This is a genomic window from Capilliphycus salinus ALCB114379, assembly GCF_047276495.1.
Taxonomy (GTDB): Bacteria; Cyanobacteriota; Cyanobacteriia; order Cyanobacteriales; family Microcoleaceae; genus Capilliphycus; species Capilliphycus salinus.
Genome location: NZ_CP178543.1, coordinates 4,907,926 through 4,925,187 on the forward strand (window position 1 = coordinate 4,907,926; position 17,262 = coordinate 4,925,187).

Annotated in this window: 15 protein-coding genes; 8 read left to right on the forward strand and 7 right to left on the reverse strand. The window is 43.0% G+C overall.

Features of this window, described 5'->3' with window-relative positions:
- Positions 1 to 256 precede the first annotated feature (256 nt).
- The 3 genes from ACL6C3_RS19835 to ACL6C3_RS19845 all read right to left on the reverse strand — a co-directional run bounded on the left by ACL6C3_RS19835 (position 257) and on the right by ACL6C3_RS19845 (position 5,858).
- Positions 257 to 4,315, reverse strand: a complete 4,059-nt coding sequence (locus tag ACL6C3_RS19835; RefSeq protein WP_413160765.1) for a filamentous hemagglutinin N-terminal domain-containing protein — start codon at positions 4,313 to 4,315, stop codon at positions 257 to 259.
- Positions 4,316 to 4,643: 328 nt separating this feature from the next.
- Positions 4,644 to 5,165 carry a DUF2231 domain-containing protein gene (locus tag ACL6C3_RS19840; protein WP_413160766.1) on the reverse strand — a complete coding sequence of 174 codons (522 nt, stop codon included), beginning with the start codon at positions 5,163 to 5,165 and terminating at the stop codon, positions 4,644 to 4,646.
- 108 nt (positions 5,166 to 5,273) lie between these two features.
- Positions 5,274 to 5,858: a L,D-transpeptidase gene (locus tag ACL6C3_RS19845; RefSeq protein WP_413160767.1), complete on the reverse strand. Its 585-nt coding sequence runs from the start codon at positions 5,856 to 5,858 to the stop codon at positions 5,274 to 5,276.
- 382 nt (positions 5,859 to 6,240) lie between these two features.
- Between ACL6C3_RS19845 and ACL6C3_RS19850 the strand changes: the two genes are divergently transcribed.
- On the forward strand, positions 6,241 to 6,879 hold the full coding sequence (locus tag ACL6C3_RS19850; protein ID WP_413160768.1) for a hypothetical protein: 639 nt from the start codon (positions 6,241 to 6,243) through the stop codon (positions 6,877 to 6,879).
- The gene (locus ACL6C3_RS19855; protein WP_413160769.1) at positions 6,806 to 7,246 is read left to right on the forward strand and encodes a hypothetical protein; all 441 of its coding nucleotides are present in this window, start codon (positions 6,806 to 6,808) and stop codon (positions 7,244 to 7,246) included. The genes ACL6C3_RS19850 and ACL6C3_RS19855 overlap by 74 nt, the downstream gene beginning before the upstream one ends.
- Before the next feature lie 76 nt (positions 7,247 to 7,322).
- Here the strand turns inward: ACL6C3_RS19855 and aroF are convergent, their stop codons facing one another.
- The 3 genes from aroF to rpsO all read right to left on the reverse strand — a co-directional run bounded on the left by aroF (position 7,323) and on the right by rpsO (position 9,366).
- Positions 7,323 to 8,384 (reverse strand): 3-deoxy-7-phosphoheptulonate synthase, encoded by a 1,062-nt coding sequence (gene aroF / locus ACL6C3_RS19860; RefSeq protein WP_413160770.1) that lies wholly within the window; start codon positions 8,382 to 8,384, stop codon positions 7,323 to 7,325.
- A gap of 130 nt (positions 8,385 to 8,514) precedes the next feature.
- The gene (locus ACL6C3_RS19865) at positions 8,515 to 9,036 is read right to left on the reverse strand and encodes a PAM68 family protein (protein WP_413160771.1); all 522 of its coding nucleotides are present in this window, start codon (positions 9,034 to 9,036) and stop codon (positions 8,515 to 8,517) included.
- Between the two features lie 60 nt (positions 9,037 to 9,096).
- On the reverse strand, positions 9,097 to 9,366 hold the full coding sequence (rpsO, locus tag ACL6C3_RS19870; protein ID WP_413160772.1) for a 30S ribosomal protein S15: 270 nt from the start codon (positions 9,364 to 9,366) through the stop codon (positions 9,097 to 9,099).
- Positions 9,367 to 9,697: 331 nt separating this feature from the next.
- On the opposite strand from rpsO, the gene ACL6C3_RS19875 reads away from it, so the two are divergent.
- From ACL6C3_RS19875 to ACL6C3_RS19895, 5 genes are all read left to right on the forward strand, one after another.
- A complete protein-coding gene (locus tag ACL6C3_RS19875; protein WP_413160773.1) occupies positions 9,698 to 10,807 on the forward strand; it encodes a mechanosensitive ion channel family protein in 1,110 nt (369 codons plus the stop codon).
- A gap of 3 nt (positions 10,808 to 10,810) precedes the next feature.
- Complete coding sequence (locus ACL6C3_RS19880) at positions 10,811 to 11,923, forward strand: mechanosensitive ion channel family protein (protein WP_413160774.1); 1,113 nt, start codon at positions 10,811 to 10,813, stop codon at positions 11,921 to 11,923.
- Between the two features lie 760 nt (positions 11,924 to 12,683).
- Positions 12,684 to 13,289: a DUF6009 family protein gene (locus ACL6C3_RS19885; protein WP_413160775.1), complete on the forward strand. Its 606-nt coding sequence runs from the start codon at positions 12,684 to 12,686 to the stop codon at positions 13,287 to 13,289.
- 3 nt (positions 13,290 to 13,292) lie between these two features.
- The gene (locus tag ACL6C3_RS19890) at positions 13,293 to 13,886 is read left to right on the forward strand and encodes a hypothetical protein (protein WP_413160776.1); all 594 of its coding nucleotides are present in this window, start codon (positions 13,293 to 13,295) and stop codon (positions 13,884 to 13,886) included.
- 314 nt (positions 13,887 to 14,200) lie between these two features.
- Positions 14,201 to 14,857 carry a hypothetical protein gene (locus tag ACL6C3_RS19895; RefSeq protein ID WP_413160777.1) on the forward strand — a complete coding sequence of 219 codons (657 nt, stop codon included), beginning with the start codon at positions 14,201 to 14,203 and terminating at the stop codon, positions 14,855 to 14,857.
- A 119-nt stretch (positions 14,858 to 14,976) separates the two neighbouring features.
- Here ACL6C3_RS19895 and ACL6C3_RS19900 read toward each other — a convergent pair whose 3' ends face one another.
- The gene (locus ACL6C3_RS19900; protein ID WP_413160778.1) at positions 14,977 to 16,458 is read right to left on the reverse strand and encodes a BCD family MFS transporter; all 1,482 of its coding nucleotides are present in this window, start codon (positions 16,456 to 16,458) and stop codon (positions 14,977 to 14,979) included.
- A gap of 141 nt (positions 16,459 to 16,599) precedes the next feature.
- On the opposite strand from ACL6C3_RS19900, the gene ACL6C3_RS19905 reads away from it, so the two are divergent.
- Complete coding sequence (locus tag ACL6C3_RS19905; RefSeq protein ID WP_413160779.1) at positions 16,600 to 17,217, forward strand: alpha/beta fold hydrolase; 618 nt, start codon at positions 16,600 to 16,602, stop codon at positions 17,215 to 17,217.
- Positions 17,218 to 17,262 lie beyond the last annotated feature (45 nt).

Sequence of the window (17,262 nt, forward strand, 5' to 3'; positions counted from 1 at the left end):
GAAAAATTTTAGGAAATTTCTTTTCAAAATTGTTCGACATAATACAAATTACCAATCAGGGTAGATGAACAGATGGCTGTTGCATACTTACTTATCTCTCACCCTATGGAAACTTATGCAATTTTTCCCGAAACTGCTCCCCTCGGTTTTCTGGTCTTGCTTCTCAATACATGACTCACGCTTCTAAACCTATCTCTGAGTGAGTCCAGCTTATGCAGATACAAAAGTAGGATTAAACCCCAGCTTCATCAATTCCTCAACTTCCGGGTTGACAAGTTTGAGGATTAGGGCGTTGACGCTGAACTCCCATGTTTGTCGGGTCATAACCGACTAATAACACGTTCCCATTTTCGTCTCTTACCCAACCCCTCGCCGGAACAATTGTTCTTGAATCGACCGTATTATTATCAGAATTTTCTGATTGTTGTTGAGGAGGTTCTGATGAAGTATTGGCTTGAGGAGTAACGGGTTGAATGAGAGGAGATTCCAACTCAATTAACCCAGGAATTGCCGATGAATCTTGAACGGGATTTGGTGCTATTCCTCCCCGTCCGGTGATAATAAATTGGCTGTCTCCTCTCTGTTTGCAGGGGTCTTGAGCGATTAATTCAGCCGGGTCAACAACTGTAACTTCTAATGATTCTGGGGGGTCAAAATTAAGTGTTGTATCGATAGAAACTTCTCCAGCCGCGTTAATAATACTATTTTGAGATTGAAGAAGTCCAAGTTCGGCACTTTCAAAAGGACGAATATTAATATTACTTCCTCCGGTAGGGTCAAAGGCGCTGGTAACAATTTGGCTATTTTCTAACAACACTAACAAATTAGAATTAATATCAATATTTCCATCAAACGTTTGACCGCTTTGACTTCCTGCTGCCGAAATTTGACTTTCACGCACTCGAATATCCGGTGAATTGATAGCAATATTTCCGCCTTCACCTGTTACTGATTCTGCAAATAGACCCCCTTGTTCTAAGCGAACTTGGGAAGCACTCACGTCTATATTTCCGGGATTCCCAACACCGCGACTATTTACAAAAATGTTAGATTGATCTCTAACTATTAATTGTTCTGCATCAATAGTTATCGTTCCCCCATTTCCGACCGCAGTTTCAGCAACCAATGCGTTGACAAAAGCTCGATCTGTTAATTCAATATTTTCAGCCTGTATATTTATAAAACCCGCATTCCCATTACCTAAAGTTCCTGTAGACAATGAAGCTCGATTGTTTACGGTTAAATCTCCAGTTTCAATAATAATATTTCCCCCATTTCCTATGGCTCCTTCCGAACCTCCAGTAAAAATTGCTGTTCCTTCGCCCTCTACATTAATCGATTCTGACGCTTTAATCAAGACCGTTCCTCCTCGGCGATTTGGGGGAATTTCAACAGTAGTAATTTCCGATTCAATGGGTAAACTAATTCCTGAAGAAATTATAGAGCCGTTTTGCACTCTTAGTTGTTCCGTTTCTATAGTAATATTTCCTCCATTACCCGCACCTGCCGTTCCACTAGAAATATTAACTTGATCATCAAATATAACCTCTTGAGATTGTATACTAATTGAACCTGAAGAACCTGTTCCCGAACTATCAGTGCGAATTAATGCTCCATCTTGTCCGATTAATCTTTGTGTCGTAATTGAAATATCTCCGGTGTTTCCTCCGTTACCCGCTTGAGCAGCAATTTGACTACCTATTCCGATTTCTCCGGTTGATAAGGTAACTGTTCGAGTTCCCCTTCCGCTAATTTCGATAGTATTTGCACGAATATTAATTGAACCCGAACTGCCTACATCCCCTGAAAAAGTTGATATCTGCGCTCCGTTGAGTATTCTTAATTGGTCTGCTTCGAGTGTGATACTTCCCACCCTACTACCGCCTGATAGTGTACCTGTTGTCACAAAAATCCCACTGGGAAATATTGTCTCTCCATTTTCACTGGGAAATCTTCCTTCTCCAATTAATTCAACAACAGAAGCTTGAATATTGATAGAGCCAGCACTACTCCCATTTAAACTTCTTACTGATATATTACCTCCATCTCGAATGGTTAATCGTCCGGTTTCTAAGTTGAGAGTTCCTGCGGTTCCTGCACCATTGGTAAAAACCTCCAAGCCACTGCTTGAATTCAGTCCATTTATACTCAACTCTCCTGCTATCTCCACTTCATTTGCTTTAACTTGTACAACACCCGAACTCCCCCTTCCTGTAGCAGAAGTTCCAATCTCTCCTCCCTCTTGAAGTGTGAGTTTATTTGTGGTGATAAAAACACTTCCTGCGCTTCCTTCTACATTATCACTGCTGGTTGATATGTCACTAAAAATCGCAGTGGCATCTTCAAGTGGAATAGAGGGTTCTGTACCAAATTCAACGGATTCTGGATCAAATTGAAAGGGGCTTCCTCCCCTAACTTCTATAGATTCTGAAGCATTAATAATCACATCTCCTGCTTGTCCGGTGTTGAAGCTACTAGCAAAGATTGTCCCTCCATTCCGAACGGCTAATCTGGGAGTATTAATAATAACGCTTCCTGCACTACCATTACCTAATGTTCGAGTAGCAATTCGACTGGTAATGCCAGTCGGTGAGACTCCTATTATTTCTATAGACTCCGAAGCATTAACAGTTATGTTTCCCGTTGAACCTGTTGCTTCTGGGTTAACATCAAGCCGAATATCAGCACCATCTCGAAGAACTAAAGTTCCGGTATCAATCGTAATATTTCCAATATTATCGGTTCCGGAAGTTTCGCCGAATACAATAGAATTTGAAAGATTGATGTTCTGTGCTTCAAGATAAATATTTCCTGCGTTTCCGTTACCTGATGCACTTAAACTAATCTGTCCATTTGTTGCATTTAGCGATGAGGTTGAAATTTCAAGATTTCCCCCACTTCCCACTGCATTTTCTGCGATTTCACCCAAAATAGAACTGTTTGATAGCTCTACCGAATCGGTTGCTAAAATTGATAGAGAACCCGCATTTCCTTGTCCAAATAGAGCGATTTGAATTCGCGCTCCTTCAGTTAGTCGAAATTGTCCGGTTTCGATTTGAATATTACCTCCATTACCCATACCTGTATCATTGACATCCGCAAAAAAACCACTCCGAAACTCACCATTAGGAGAAGTACCTGAAGCTTCAACGGATGCGGCTTTTACGTTTATGTTCCCTGCGTTTCCTTGTCCAAAAATAAGTGTATTGATAAACGCTCCATTATTCATTCTGAGCGAATTAGCTGTGATGTTAATGTTTCCGCTTTGACCAATTCCATTGGTATCGATAGCATTTCTAATCGAACTTCCTGCACCTGTTAGGAGAATATTTTCCTGAGCGTTAATATTAACATCTCCCGCTTGCGCTTCTAGAAACCCTAAACCTTGATCAATTCCCACCCGAATAACACTATCGCCAGATATCTCAACATTTCTCGCATTAATATTAACGTCTCCGCCTCCATTTCCACGAACGTTTATTTCTGATTCATTGGTTAACGCTACATTTCCCCGTTGAATATTATCGGGAAAACTTAAACTATTATCGGGGTTAATTTGAATAATTCCCGGTTCTGATAATCCCCCCAATTGAATTCGACTTCCTGGAGAAATTGCAAAGCCATTATCAAATAATACATCTCCCCCAACTAATGCTAAAGTTTGATTTTGAGGAACATTTAAGCCTTGCGAAATTAGAAATCCTGCATCATTTCTTAACGCACTCCCATCGGGTCGAACCAGTTGGGGTGCGGCTTGATTAACTATTGTTCCGGGATTTTCTCTAATGTTTAACCCGACCGGCATATTAATCGTTAATAATGGCGGCGCTGCTGGGTTACTTGCTGCAAATTCAAACCCATTTTCAAATAAAATACCATCGGCTGTTGTGGCAAAAAATGAACCGCCCACATCTAACCGTGCGTTCGGCCCAAATACAATTCCATTGGGATTAATTAAAAATAAATTAGCATTTCCGAGAACCCCCAATGTTCCGAGAATTTGTGAAATGTTATCCCCGGTAACGCGAGTTAAAATATTAACAATATTGTCGGGGTTGGAAAAATAAGCACCCCGTCCAACTTCGACGTTAAATTCTTGAAAACTATGAAATAAATTACCTCCTCGAACCGCTCCCCCGTCAATTCTATCGCTATTTATTCCGCGAATATTAACATTAGGAGTAACAACGGAGTTTTCTGAACCCAAGCTGTTATCGGGAACAATTTGTGCTTGTGCGGGTAGAACGGGAATAATAGAACTCAAGACAATTAAACCCGTGAATAAGGACAGGTCTAGGAGGGGATGCTGTACCACTGGCTTTTTGAGACTTGAAGGATAATTATTATTTAAAAGTATACCACTAAAAAAACACAGTCCGTCAAGTTTATAGACTAATAAAACTTGTTTGATAAACGGCGGGGCTTCATATCACCCACCAGTCACGTAGGGGCGGGTTCTGAATTCATTTATGTTTTCCCAGCAATAACTTACATAAACCCGCCCTTTACACACCAGTGATTACAGTGATAGTGGTTTTCAATTGTACGAAACACAGTTGATTAAAAACCCGGTTTCTTATGAGTTACCGGGTTGATAGAATAGACCATTAAATCGATACAGAAGGCGATCAACAATTAATGGTTTATGGTCTTTGTTCAATGCCATTACCAATGACGGCTATTTTATGGCGATAAACGAGTTCGGCGCCAAACCAACCCGTAAGTCCTAAAGCAGAAGCAACAATTAATGATAGAATTAATCCGATGGGTAGGATAAAATCTGCGGGCTGTTCCCAACGGAAAAACAGACTAATTCCTGACAAGACTAAGGCGATAATATTGCCAATCATATGAATCCAACCGGCGTTGTGTTGTCGAACCCGATCAATTTCTAAAAAGTCTATCATTCCGGTAATTGCAGCCAATAATCCCGTCAGAATTCCGGCGACTAATAACAAAACAGAAGCCCTCGCCCAAAACAGATCGTTAGTTAACAAATATCCGAAATCGGTTCCTAAAACTCCCACTAAAAAAGCGATGGGAAATGTGACAATTAAGGGATGCAGAGGATGTCCGGCAACTGCAACTTTACTGGGAACTCCACTGTCTAAATACTCTTGTTCGTCGTTTTCAATGAAGGGGGGAACATTGGGATACTGAGTCATCAGATTTCCGCTCCATAAATTAATCCGTTGTTGGGATCATTGCATTATTATTATTGGTTTTACATCTATCTAAGTAAGTAGGTCGAGAGGAAGTTGATTTAAGTTTAATTACGGTTCTACAATTACGGGTGTTCCGATGGTAACTTTATCGAATAATAGCAGTACATCTTGGTTCAACATTCGGATGCAGCCATGAGAGGCGGCTTGTCCTACGGTGTCTTCGTTGGGGGTACCGTGAAAGCCGATGTAGTTGGTCCCATCGGTCCAAAACCCGATCCAACGCATTCCCAAGGGGTTATCGGGGCCTGGGGGGATAATTTCCCCGGTAAAGGGGTGTTCCCAGGAGGGTTCTTGAATTTTTTGGATAACTTTGTACTCACCGGTGGGCGTTTCCCAACCGTCTCGACCCACCGCGATGGGGTAGCTGGTCAGAAGTTGTTCCCGGCGATAAACGTAAACTCGGCGATCGCCAAGTCGTATAATTAAGTGTAATTTCGGTTGGGAAGGCTTGGAGATGTGGGGAACAAAGGAAGGTTGAGGGGTGGAAAATTTACGGACGGATAGTTTTCTAGCGGTAACAACTCCATCATTGACGGGGGAGGAAATGACGGGTTGAGGGGTAGCGAGTAAGAGAAAAAAAACCAGGGAACTCAGCCCTCTGAGACGGTATACAAAAGATTCTCCTCTAACCATATATTGTTTGTAGAACACGAACCCGCAAACAAATTTTACCGGATTTAACGTTATTTATCCGGAATTTAACATAACATCGCCCCATCTTAGCGAAAGAGTAAGATCGAGTTAACGGCGATCGCTCGCTGAGATGTGGAAGTTGTTCAGATCGGGACCCAACCGCGATCCTAAAGGACACAAACTTGTTAAACTAGAATAGAGAGAGTCTAAAAAACTTATAAAAGCCGGGGTAAACTTTGGGCATCTACTAAACTTCCACCCATCCTATTTTTCATGGAAATTTCACGATTTATGATGGTTGAATTGTGTTGATTTCTACTATAAGCTTTTTTTAGAATTGGAGTGGGTGTTGGGAAATCTAAAATTACTTTTTGATCGGCAAATGTTAGCTGAAACTCCCACCAATGAGGCGATTTCAATGGATGCTGAACAGATTTTTCCTTTGATTGACAGCATTCTTCCGTTTGAGGTGTGTTTACACTATCAAGTGTTACCGCTATCGTTAACTGATGATTGTTTGCATTTAGGAATCGTCGATCCCGATGATAATTCTGCTTTAGAATATGTCAATAAAATGTTGGCTTATCGCAACTGTTCTCTCGTGACGAAGAAGATATCTTTCCCCGAACAACAGGCGATTTTATCGGCTTATTTATATCATACTCAGCATCAAAATTCGGACGGAAACACCGAAAAACCCATCTCAACAAATGGCGTTAAAGTTAATAAAAATTCCGCCTCAAATCCAAATAAGATTTGTCAAACTTGTTCTTGTCAAAACTCAAATTTACCGAGTTTAGAAATTTATGGCCATTACTTAAACGAGCCGATTGAAATTTTAGCAACCCTGACGCCTGAAAAATTATTACCCGAACTCTTGGGTCGAGTTATGGCGGGTGGAATTGGTCGGCTATATTTTGAACGTCAAGGCCTCTACGGGTCGAATTTTGTGGAGTCAAGATGGAGTTTTAAAATCAGTCTTAGAAGACTTAGAAGCGAGTCAATTTCAAGGGGTAATTAACGAATTAAAACGGTTGCTCGAACTCCCGTTAATTCCGGTTGACAAACCCAAACAAGCGGAAATTGAGCGCCTTTATCGGGGAACTCAAATTTTATTGCGTTTGCGAGTTACACCGGGAGAACATGGAGAAGAAGCCAACTTACAAGTGTTGCGAGGTGCGGCGTTAAAATTCCACCAACAACATCGAATGACGCTTTTAAGTCGGGATGCTTTAAAGTTAGCAGAACAACTGGAAAAAAAATTAACAGAAATTGAAAAACGTTCGGACTCTGCGCCTCTACCGTCTGATAATTTACCCCTGTTAACCCAGTTGCTAAAAACGATTCTGCGACAGGTAGAAACCTTACTGAAAAAGGATGAACCATAACCCGATAGGCAGACAAGAAAAGCGAGATTTGTTGTTATTTTGTCTGCTTTCCTTGTCGCCGGTCTGGAATGAAAATTTAAGCTAAAACGGCTTCTTGTTTGGGCCAACGATTAACAGCCTTTCCAATCACCGCCATTTCTTCCATTAAACGGTCAAACTGTTCGGGGGTCAAGGATTGGGGACCGTCGGAAAGGGCCTTGGCGGGGTTGGGATGAACCTCGATCATCAACGCATCCGTACCTGCGGCCACAGCAGCCAGGGACATGGCGGGAACGTGTTCGGCGAACCCGGTACCGTGACTGGGATCGATCATAATCGGTAAGTGAGTCAGCGATCGCAATACGGGAATTACAGACAAGTCTAGAGTATTGCGAGTGTAGCGGCGATCAAACGTGCGAATTCCCCGTTCGCAGAGAATCACGTTGGGATTTCCGGCCGCTAAGATATATTCGGCTGCCATCACCCATTCTTCGATAGTGGCCGACATTCCCCGCTTCAACAACACCGGTTTGTCTTGGGCGCCAACTTTTTTGAGGAGGGAGAAGTTTTGCATATTGCGGGCGCCAATTTGGATGACATCGGCAACGTTCCCCAACACTTCCAAGTCGTCGGCGTCCATGAGTTCGGTAATAATCCCCAAGCCGGTTTCTTCTCGGGCGGCTGCCAACAAGTTTAAGGCGCTTTCTCCGTGTCCTTGGAAGGCGTAGGGAGAAGTCCGGGGTTTGTAGGCGCCTCCTCGGAGAAAATGCGCTCCTGCGGCTTTGACCCGTTTGGCGGTTTCAACGATCATTTCTTCGTTTTCCACCGAACAGGGGCCTGCGGTAATCACCAGGGGATGATTTTCACCAAAATAAACGGTACCTGCGGGGGTGGGGACGGCGACCTCGCTGGCTTCGCCGTGACGATATTCCCGACAAGCGCGTTTAAAGGGTTTTTCGACCCGCAGCACCTCTTCAATGAAAGGACTCAATTCTTGAAGTTGCAGGGGGTCTAGGTCGGCGGTTTCTCCGACTAACCCAATGACAACCTTGTGAGTCCCGACAATTTTTTCGGGGTTGACATTCCAGGTTGTCCGCAGGTCTTCGCTTAAGCGTTCAATTTCGGCTTCGGGGGAGCCGACTTTCATTACAATAATCATTTATTCCTATGGATTCTGTTGTTGAGTTGAGTCTTCGGTTTGGCGTTGGGAGTTTGGAGAATCTCGACCAACTCCCAAAGTGTCATAAGGATCACTTTAACCCATGACCCATGACTTAATTTTTCAGTTTTTAATTCTTAATTTTTGCTCTACTTTCTCGTCGAGCTTCTTTCCAGGCTTGTACGGTTCGCCCGATATTGAGTTTAAACTCTTGCCAACCGACTACAGTTCCGGCTTGGTCTTCATCCCAGGAGGTGGAGAATATTCCATAACTCAAGCCCAAAACGCTCAGGCCAAAACAACCCAGACTCGCCAATAAAACGGCCGTATTTGGCAGGACAAACACTTCATTGATCACAATAAAGTAACTCGCCACAAAGATGCTGATTGCCATGAACAACGGCACCCCGGATAATATAGCCATCCGAAATAACATCCGCTGACTGACAATTTCGGGGATGGCGGCTTCTTCCCGAGTCGCAGGCTTTCTGTTTGACGGTTTGGCGGTTTTTTTCTCGGCGGACTTGCGAGTTTCACGGGCGGGGGTGTCGTTGGCGGGTTCACGGGCGGGCTGTGATTCAGCTTTTGAGGCTTTTTTACGGCTTTTTTTCGGTTCAAAGGGGAGTGATTGGCGTGGGCGTTCGGAAGACATGGTAATATTCGCTGTGAGTGGGGTGTTGACGGCGGGAGGGGACAGCTAAGAGCTTCTGGCTTATCCTCGAATTCCTAGACGTTGAATCAGGGCGCGATATTTGTCGTTGTCTTTGTTGCGAATGTAGGCTAACAGACGCTTACGTTGTCCGATCATTTTCATTAGTCCTCGGGTTGAGGAATAATCTTTTTTGTTTTGTTTGAGGTGGGCGCTGAGTTTGTTGATGCGTTCGGTGAGCAGGGCGACTTGTACCTCGGCTGATCCGGTATCGGTCGCGTGTACTTGGTGTTCGGTGATGATTTCTTGTTTCTGTTCTTGGGTCAGACTCATGGCTCGAAATGGTGTTTAATTTCTAATTTTCCACAATTGTTAATCCTATCATATTCTTTTGGCGGTGAGCTATTACTGAAGCGGGTTTAAGGTTTGCGGGGCGGTACTTTCGGGGTCGGGCTTGGGTTTTCAGACTCTAGGAGGATGCTAAGTAGTGCGATCGCCGTTTAAACTAGACTGGCTTTACTCGCCTACCTATAGCCTAAAATAGCAACAACCGGGCGAATTTTGGACGGGCTAAGAAGATTAAGAAGCTCGTCGTCGGGTGAGTAAAAACATATTTTCGGGTTGATCGTGCATCTATCAGTTTTTTTAGTGATCTTATTTTTTTATGGTTGATTTACAGTTCAATTATTTCTTGATTGCACTCGAAGACAGTGTAAATTTTGGCGTGTGGATCGGGGCGGGTATTTTGGCTTTGGTCGGAATTATTGCCCTAAAAAACTTCGTTCAAAATAAAATTATTAAGCGGTTTTTTTCGCCGGGAAAAATAGAACTTTACAAACAGATTTTTTCTCCCTATCAATCGCTAATTTTAACGGTGTTGGGATTGGCGGCGGCGGAAATTTTTCTGTTATCGGTTCCTTTATCAAAATCTCTTTCTAGCTTGGAAGTGGTTTTGAGTTTAATTTTGGCGATTACAGCCAGTTGGTTGGCGTCTCAAATTTTCAAGCAGTTTTTTGATATTTATCTGGTTAATAAAGCGGCTAGAAAACAAGGTCGCAGTGTGAACAGCGAACTGCTTTTAGTGGGGAAATTTATCGCCAATACGGTGATTATTATTATCGCCATTATTGCTTTTGCTCAAACCCATCAAATTAATATCTTTGGTCTGCTGGCGAGTTTGGGCGTCGGCGGACTGGCGGTGGCGTTTGCGGCTCAAAGTACGTTAAGCCAAATTCTGGGGGGAATTGTATTATATTTAGATCGCCCCTTTGTGGTTGATGATTATATTGGTTTACCGGATGGTACTTTTGGACGGGTAGAATCAATTGGTTTGCGTTCAACGAAAATTAGAACCTCAGGAAAAGGAACGTTAATGATCGTTCCCAATAGTTCGTTAACGGAAACAAACATCGAAAATTATACGGGCGCTCGCAAAGTGATTTCAATTTTAGGGTTAGTTTTTCCCCGTTCAATTAGTGCAGAAGAACAGGCGCTCATTCGACAGATTATTCTCGAAGGAACTGAAAATACTTATGGAATTGATCCGCGAGGAACCGATGTCACGTTCAAAGATTTAAGAGAAGTAACCGGAGAAGATAAAACTCACGCCCAAGTCACCTTTTTTATCTTGGGTTCGGGTCAAGAAAATTTAGAATTGCGCCGTCAACTCTTACAAATTGCGAGTCAAGATATCAATCAAATTCTTCAGCAATACGGTATTGCGTTTGAGATGGAAGAACAAAATATTTACGTGAATTCACCTATTACTGTTTAATCTATGAATTTTTACAATCCATTCGATCCCAACTCGCAGATTTTTATCGGCTTAAGAGACTCTGCAATTCCCAATCCGCTAATTTTTCTTTTATTCGTTCTCATCTCGATTTTAGTGGGTCGATATACGCCGGGAATTATTAGAGTCTTGGTCTACAAATTTCTCCCGAAAGATAATCGCAAGATTTTCCACGAATTTATTTTCCCCATTCAAGGGTCTTTAAAAGTCGCCGGCACTTTTATTTTAATTTCCCTTTCTCTGGCTTGGCTGAACGATAATCCGACGCTGTACAGATTTATTAAACCGTTTGTAGATTTGGGTGTGATTGCCAGTGTGGCTTGGTTACTTTCCCGAATTTTTAACCAATTGTTGTTAGTTTACGGGATTCCAGTTGTTAAAAAATATGGGTTAGAAGTTGATGAAACCTTTCTCATTTTTGAAACGGCTGTTAATGTGATTATTGGTTTTATTGCGGTAACTGCTTTCGCTCAAAGTCAAAATTTCCCGTTAACGGCGTTGTTGGCGGGTGCGTCTATTGGGGGCGCTGCGATTGGTTTTGGGGCGCAAAGTACCTTTGAACAACTGTTAGGAACGATTGTATTACGTCTGGATCGTCCGTTTGTCCGGGGCGAATATGTAAGGCTGGAAAATGGCACCTATGGACGGGTAGAATCGATTGGTTTGCGTTCAACAAAAATTCGACTGGCGGCGAAAGGAACGTTGGTGATTATTCCCAATTCTAATTTAATGAAGATGGAAATTGAGAATATTACCCGAGGTAAAAAAGTGATGGTTTTGTTGTATCTTGATTTTACCCGACAGTTAGAAGCTCGTGAAAAAGCTTTGGTTCAACAGGCGGTTAAAGAATGTACCGATTCGGTGTTTGGAATCGATCCGGGAAGTACAAATATTGCGCTGCTTCAACATACGGATACTCGAAATACAAGGGCGAGAGTAACGTTTTTTATTTTGGGTTCGAGCGAAAATGCGATCGCCTTGAGAAAGAGTTTGTTAGAATCCACAAATCAGAGTATTTCTAAAAAGCTGCAACAGTATAATATCTCTTTCTTGATGCAAGAACCGAGTATTTATGTTGATTCTCCCGTAACAATTTAGTAGGGTGGGTGAGAACCGATAACTTAACTGCTGAAATCATCAACTTTTTGCTGTCACCCACCAAGTTGTAGGGTGGGTGAGAACCGATAACTTAACTGCTGAAATCACCAACTTTTTGCTGTCACCCACCAAGTTGTAGGGTGGGTGAGAACCGATAACTTAACTGCTGAAATCACCAACTTTTTGCTGTCACCCACCAAGTTGTAGGGTGGGTGAGAACCGATAACCGTTGGATTGACCTGTATGGTGTGACTTGTGAAATATGTGTTGATGTATTAGTCATGTGTAATTTCAGGTTCGCCCCACGACATCATCTTAACCGATCGCGCTCCGGGTTGTCAACCCCCCTCTTCTTTTGACGCGCGGCCAAAGTTTGGTAGGGTGGGAGAGAACCGATGGTTCAATTGTTTAAATTGAAATTTTGTTGCTCTCACCCACCCGAAAATTAGACAGAAAAACCCGGTAACTCATCAGAAACCGGGTTTTTATTTAAGGTGATTTTATAGATGTGAGCGAACCCAATCAATAATCTGCTTCGTAGGGGCGGGTTCTACAATATCTTTAACTACGACTCCGAGATTTACATAAACCCGCCCCACCCTATTGATGGGGTGGGTGAGAAGGGTAATTACCCGGAGGATCTGTTAACACCAGTGGCACTCTGTTTGTTCTCTAGCCCCCCTTCTTCTTGATTTGAACGCTCTAAAGTCCTACCCGTAAAGGTTTTGTGGAGGCTTACTACTCAGTTTACTTTTTTGCCATGCAGCGTATGGCGTTGTATGATACGATTAAAAAGTTGATCAATCAAAGGACAGAAAAAATGGCCTTCTTCAAATTGGAGGATTTAAAGCCCGAGGCAAAAATTGTCTGGCTAAAAGACATGAGCCAGTACCCTTGGGTGCGGGAAGGGATGACAGATTTCACGAGCAAGCAGGGAATATCAAAGTCTCGCCAAGCTCAGATAGGGCCTGAGTTAGTTGGATACGCCGAATTGGAAGAGGATGCACCGCCTGGTTTTATTGACCCTGCGACGGGACGAAAACACTACTATCGGCGAATCTTTATGCTTCGTGATGGCGATTATAAAAATTATAATGATGGAACCTATCCCAGTGAAGCGGTAGAACCTGAAACGGTCGAACCGAAGGTGAAGGGATTATCTCCGGGTAAAAAAGCTCAAATTGCGGTTAGAATTCCTCGCTCTTTGTTGCAAAAACTGAACCGCCACATTCAGATAATGGAGATGTCGCAAACTGAAGTTGTGGTCAGTGCCTTATCTAAATACCTGGATTCACAAGAAGATATCCCTTTAATTGAGCGAATCGTGAAAATTGAGGAACGACTAGCACAATTGGAGGGACAGTAAAAGATGAGTTCTGGTGACAGTGCGAATTGTTGTGATGATACAGCAATTAATAATTTTCTGGAATTTATATATTGCTTGAATGAACATACTAAAACTCGGGGTTGTTCTGATAGACTGGTTTCATATTTGACCCATTATTATGGGGTAGATCAATCCTATTATAGGGGAGAATACAAAGAATTATTCAAAAACTTTTCCGCCGATGAGGTGTCTCAATTAATTGCTCAACTCTGTAATAAACAAGGGGAGCCAATATTCAAATCAGAAGAGATCGATATTTTGATTTCAGCCCGGGAGTTTGCGTTGAGCGATGACCCCAAGAAAAGAATTGACTACCTGTGTACTATCGAATTGGAATTTTCTCGTTACAATTCGGATGAGCCATTTAAAATTTTGGCAACGGTCAAAGTGAACTGCATCTCCAACGAATATTTAAAAATGTCGGAAGATGAGGATGAATACTATCAAGATTATCTATGGCAAGTTGCTGAACATAAACTGGAACAAAAATACCCTTCTTTCATAGACCAAGTTTTTGCATACCATCACAAACATGGTCATTCCTACAGCCTTATAGAATATAAAGCCTTGCCTTAAACTCATTCTACTAAGAGCAATAGATCTGTTGAAATCGAAATTTTGTTTTTCTCGGTTGGGTAGGGTGGGTGAGAACGGATAATTCAATTGTTGAACTCGAAAAATTGTTGCCCTCACCCACCCTACATTTACAATTGGGTCGGGTGGGTGAGAACTGATAGTTCAATTGTTGAACTCGAAATTGGGTTTCTCTCACCCACCCAACTGTTTAAATCGAAAAACAGTTGGGGTTCTATAATTTTCAGAACTCTATGCGATCAGCTTTGGGGTTGTCAACCCCCTTATTCTTTAGAGGCTTGGATCAAGGAAGGAGTATGACAGCTAAAATAAACCGAACGGTGGAACTACAATTAGAATCGACCTTTTATTTATCCAATCAGGATATTTACTATTCAAAATTGGATGATTTGCAAGTCACCCGAATCCAAACCACCATCAAAATTGACGGGGGTATTGAGTTATCGGAAGAAGAATTGGATGAAAGACTGGCATTGGGAGACTACCCGGAACCAATTCAGATTGGCAGAATGCAAGCGCACCGATTTGATTTGTATTATAACCAACGAGAAGTCATGATTGTCGCCGATTGTTTGACATCGGACTTATCGTACTTCGCGTCATTTTTTTTATTGGAAGAAGGTCGGGACGCAGTAGAATTCAACCGCTACTTGTTCTATATAAACAGCGTCTTTATCGAACCGAAGTACCGGGGTAGGGATTACGGCTTGAAGGCATTAGCGATGTTTTTACAGGGGTTGGCTTGGGGCGAAGTGGTTGGTTGTCATCCAGTTCCCACCGACGACTTATCCGACAAGTACCCGAAAGAGAAAGGGCGGTCACTGTTACGAAAATATTGGTCAAAAGTTGGATTAGAATCCTACAGCGAAAAGCACAATATTCTCTGGACTCCAGAATGGGAGATGCCTCGTTGGTTAAGGAATAAAATTTTTAAAGAGCAGGAATGGTATTAAAGCCAAAATTTTTTGACAGGAAATGACCCCGGCATTTTGACCCCCCAAAAGTAGTGGGGTGGGTGACAAGAGATAACTTAACTGCTGAAATTGAAATTTTGTTTCTGTCACCCACCCTACTAATCTAATTCACTTTCTAATACCGTTGCGATCGCTTTTTGGGCGTTTTCTTGAAACTCCCGTATATTAACGCGACTCAGTAAAGAAATAGCAACGATCATCCCTATTGCTTGTACCGCAAATACTAGCCCGTAGGCGAGGACAGGAATGCTAAAAATAGATCGACCCAAATCTAACACGGCGCCACCGAGTACAGTTGCTAAACCTCGCGCCATTGCTTGAGCGAGTCCCCAGGCGCCGATAAAAGTTCCGGCGGTTTCAGCAGCAGTTAAGTCCAGCATTAAACCAATCGCACCCGCAGTTAAAATACCACTCGCCCCACCAAACAGCAACAACCCAGTTTTCAACATTCCGGGGTTAGCCGCGAAGCCGGAACCGATAAACAAACTCAAACAAATTACAGTACCAATACAACCGACTTTAACGGTATTTTTCTTGCCCAAACGGGGAGTAATTAAAAAGCCTGTCGAAGCAATTCCGACCAGGGTTCCCATTCCAAAAAAGGCGTTGAGTTGGGTCGTTTCAGAAATACACATTCCAAACACTTCGCCGCCATAGGGTTCGAGTACCGCATCCTGCATAAATAGGCTAATACTCATCACCAATAGGAAGCTGAAAAATAAACCGGTTTGGCGACTGGCGGTTAATATTTTTAAAGCGCGAGAGAGGGTAATTTGGTCTTCTCGTTCGGTCACACGCGATCGCGTAGAATAGCGGGAAAATCGTTTTTCAACGCCGACAGTTGACAGCAAACACAACCCAAAAACAATCCCCGGAACGATTATAAATAGGGGATTAATTGCCGATTGTAATTGAGCAATATTAACGGTGCTGGCGGTTTGATTGGGGTTGTAGGTGAGAATGTCGGCGCCGCAAACTTCGGGACGGTTGAGAATTTTTGAACTGATAATGGCTCCGATGACAATGCCGATCATCAACATGGACCAAACGATACTCACCAGTTTGGAGCGGTTATCCTCATCGGAAACGTCAAATAATAACGCCGCAAAGGGGGTGGAACTGGCGCTGAGTGCCAAACCGTAGACGGCAAAGACGAGGGCGAGGAGAGCCGCCCAAGCGTAGCTGATGGGACTCAAGCCGGTATTTTGCAAACTAACGCCCAACTGCCAAGCCACCTGTAGGGCGAAGAAGGAAATGGTCGTAAATAGAACCGCACCCAACCAGATGTAGCCACTGCGATGGTATCCGAATAGGGGCTTGGCATCGGACATTTGACCAAACCAAATCCGGGCGGGTGCGACAAACTGATACATGGCGATCGCACCGGCGGCCATGAGAGCCGGGACTTTCAACTCATCGATCATCAGTCGGTTGATCACGCCCAAGGTGAGCAGGGACATAATGCCCAACCCCATCTGAAATAAACCGAGCCGAAACATGGTCAGCAGGTGAACTTTGGGCAGGGGTTGGCGATCTACTGGATTCGGTGGCGGAGACTCAGGTAAACTGTCGATTGCCATAGCACCTATTAGAAACGATTTTGATTAACTTTCTTAATTTAATATAAACCCTCACCGGGCCTCTAAGATATAATAGGCTAGGATGTTTAAATAAAATCCTGAGTTCTTCTCGTGTGCGCGTTTATTTATTTGAATCCCTTTATGGAATCTGCCCTAATCTCAAAGGTTATCAAGATTCAAACCGCAAATATTCATTATCTGGAGGGGGGAAATCCGCAAAATCCGTCTGTGTTGTTGCTGCATGGTGCTAGTTTTAGCTCCAAAACTTGGAAAGATCTCGGCACGCTCAAACGCTTGACTCAGAAAAATTTCCATGTAATCGCGATTGATTTGCCCGGTTTTGGGAAGTCGGAATCGATTTCAGACTATCATGCTGAATTTTTACCGAAATTGGTTGATAAATTGCATCTCAAGGGGGCGGTTTTAGTGTCTCCGGCGATGAGTGGAACTTACAGTTTGTCTTTTGTTGTCAACCATTCGCCGAATTTGCAAGGGTTTGTTGCAATTGCTCCGGTGGGAATTTTGAAAATGAGTCAGCAGCTTCGGGGAATTACGCTTCCGACTTTGGCGGTTTGGGGGAGTGAAGATCGGATTGTTCCGGTTGAACAGGCGGATCTTTTAGTGGAACTAATGCCCAATGCGGAAAAGATTATTTTACCGAAAGTGGGTCATGCTTGTTATTTGAAAGCCCCGAATAAGTTTCACGAAGGGTTAATTCGGTTTGTTGAAAAGGTGACCAAAGATGAAAACTCGGTGTAGATTTGTTTTGTTTTAATTACAACTGGGGGAGTTTTAAGGATTTTA

Bases quoted from the DNA above. Each gene is read 5' to 3' on its own strand.
- ACL6C3_RS19880 (WP_413160774.1), top strand. From the start codon at position 10,811: ATGAATTTTTACAATCCATTCGATCCCAACTCGCAGATTTTTATCGGC.
- ACL6C3_RS19865 (WP_413160771.1), bottom strand. From the start codon at position 9,036: ATGTCTTCCGAACGCCCACGCCAATCACTCCCCTTTGAACCGAAAAAA.
- ACL6C3_RS19900 (WP_413160778.1), bottom strand. From the start codon at position 16,458: ATGGCAATCGACAGTTTACCTGAGTCTCCGCCACCGAATCCAGTAGAT.
- ACL6C3_RS19890 (WP_413160776.1), top strand. From the start codon at position 13,293: ATGAGTTCTGGTGACAGTGCGAATTGTTGTGATGATACAGCAATTAAT.
- ACL6C3_RS19895 (WP_413160777.1), top strand. From the start codon at position 14,201: ATGACAGCTAAAATAAACCGAACGGTGGAACTACAATTAGAATCGACC.
- ACL6C3_RS19875 (WP_413160773.1), top strand. From the start codon at position 9,698: ATGGTTGATTTACAGTTCAATTATTTCTTGATTGCACTCGAAGACAGT.
- aroF (WP_413160770.1), bottom strand. From the start codon at position 8,384: ATGATTATTGTAATGAAAGTCGGCTCCCCCGAAGCCGAAATTGAACGC.
- rpsO (WP_413160772.1), bottom strand. From the start codon at position 9,366: ATGAGTCTGACCCAAGAACAGAAACAAGAAATCATCACCGAACACCAA.
- ACL6C3_RS19850 (WP_413160768.1), top strand. From the start codon at position 6,241: ATGTTAGCTGAAACTCCCACCAATGAGGCGATTTCAATGGATGCTGAA.
- ACL6C3_RS19840 (WP_413160766.1), bottom strand. From the start codon at position 5,165: ATGACTCAGTATCCCAATGTTCCCCCCTTCATTGAAAACGACGAACAA.
- ACL6C3_RS19905 (WP_413160779.1), top strand. From the start codon at position 16,600: ATGGAATCTGCCCTAATCTCAAAGGTTATCAAGATTCAAACCGCAAAT.
- ACL6C3_RS19885 (WP_413160775.1), top strand. From the start codon at position 12,684: ATGCAGCGTATGGCGTTGTATGATACGATTAAAAAGTTGATCAATCAA.
- ACL6C3_RS19845 (WP_413160767.1), bottom strand. From the start codon at position 5,858: ATGGTTAGAGGAGAATCTTTTGTATACCGTCTCAGAGGGCTGAGTTCC.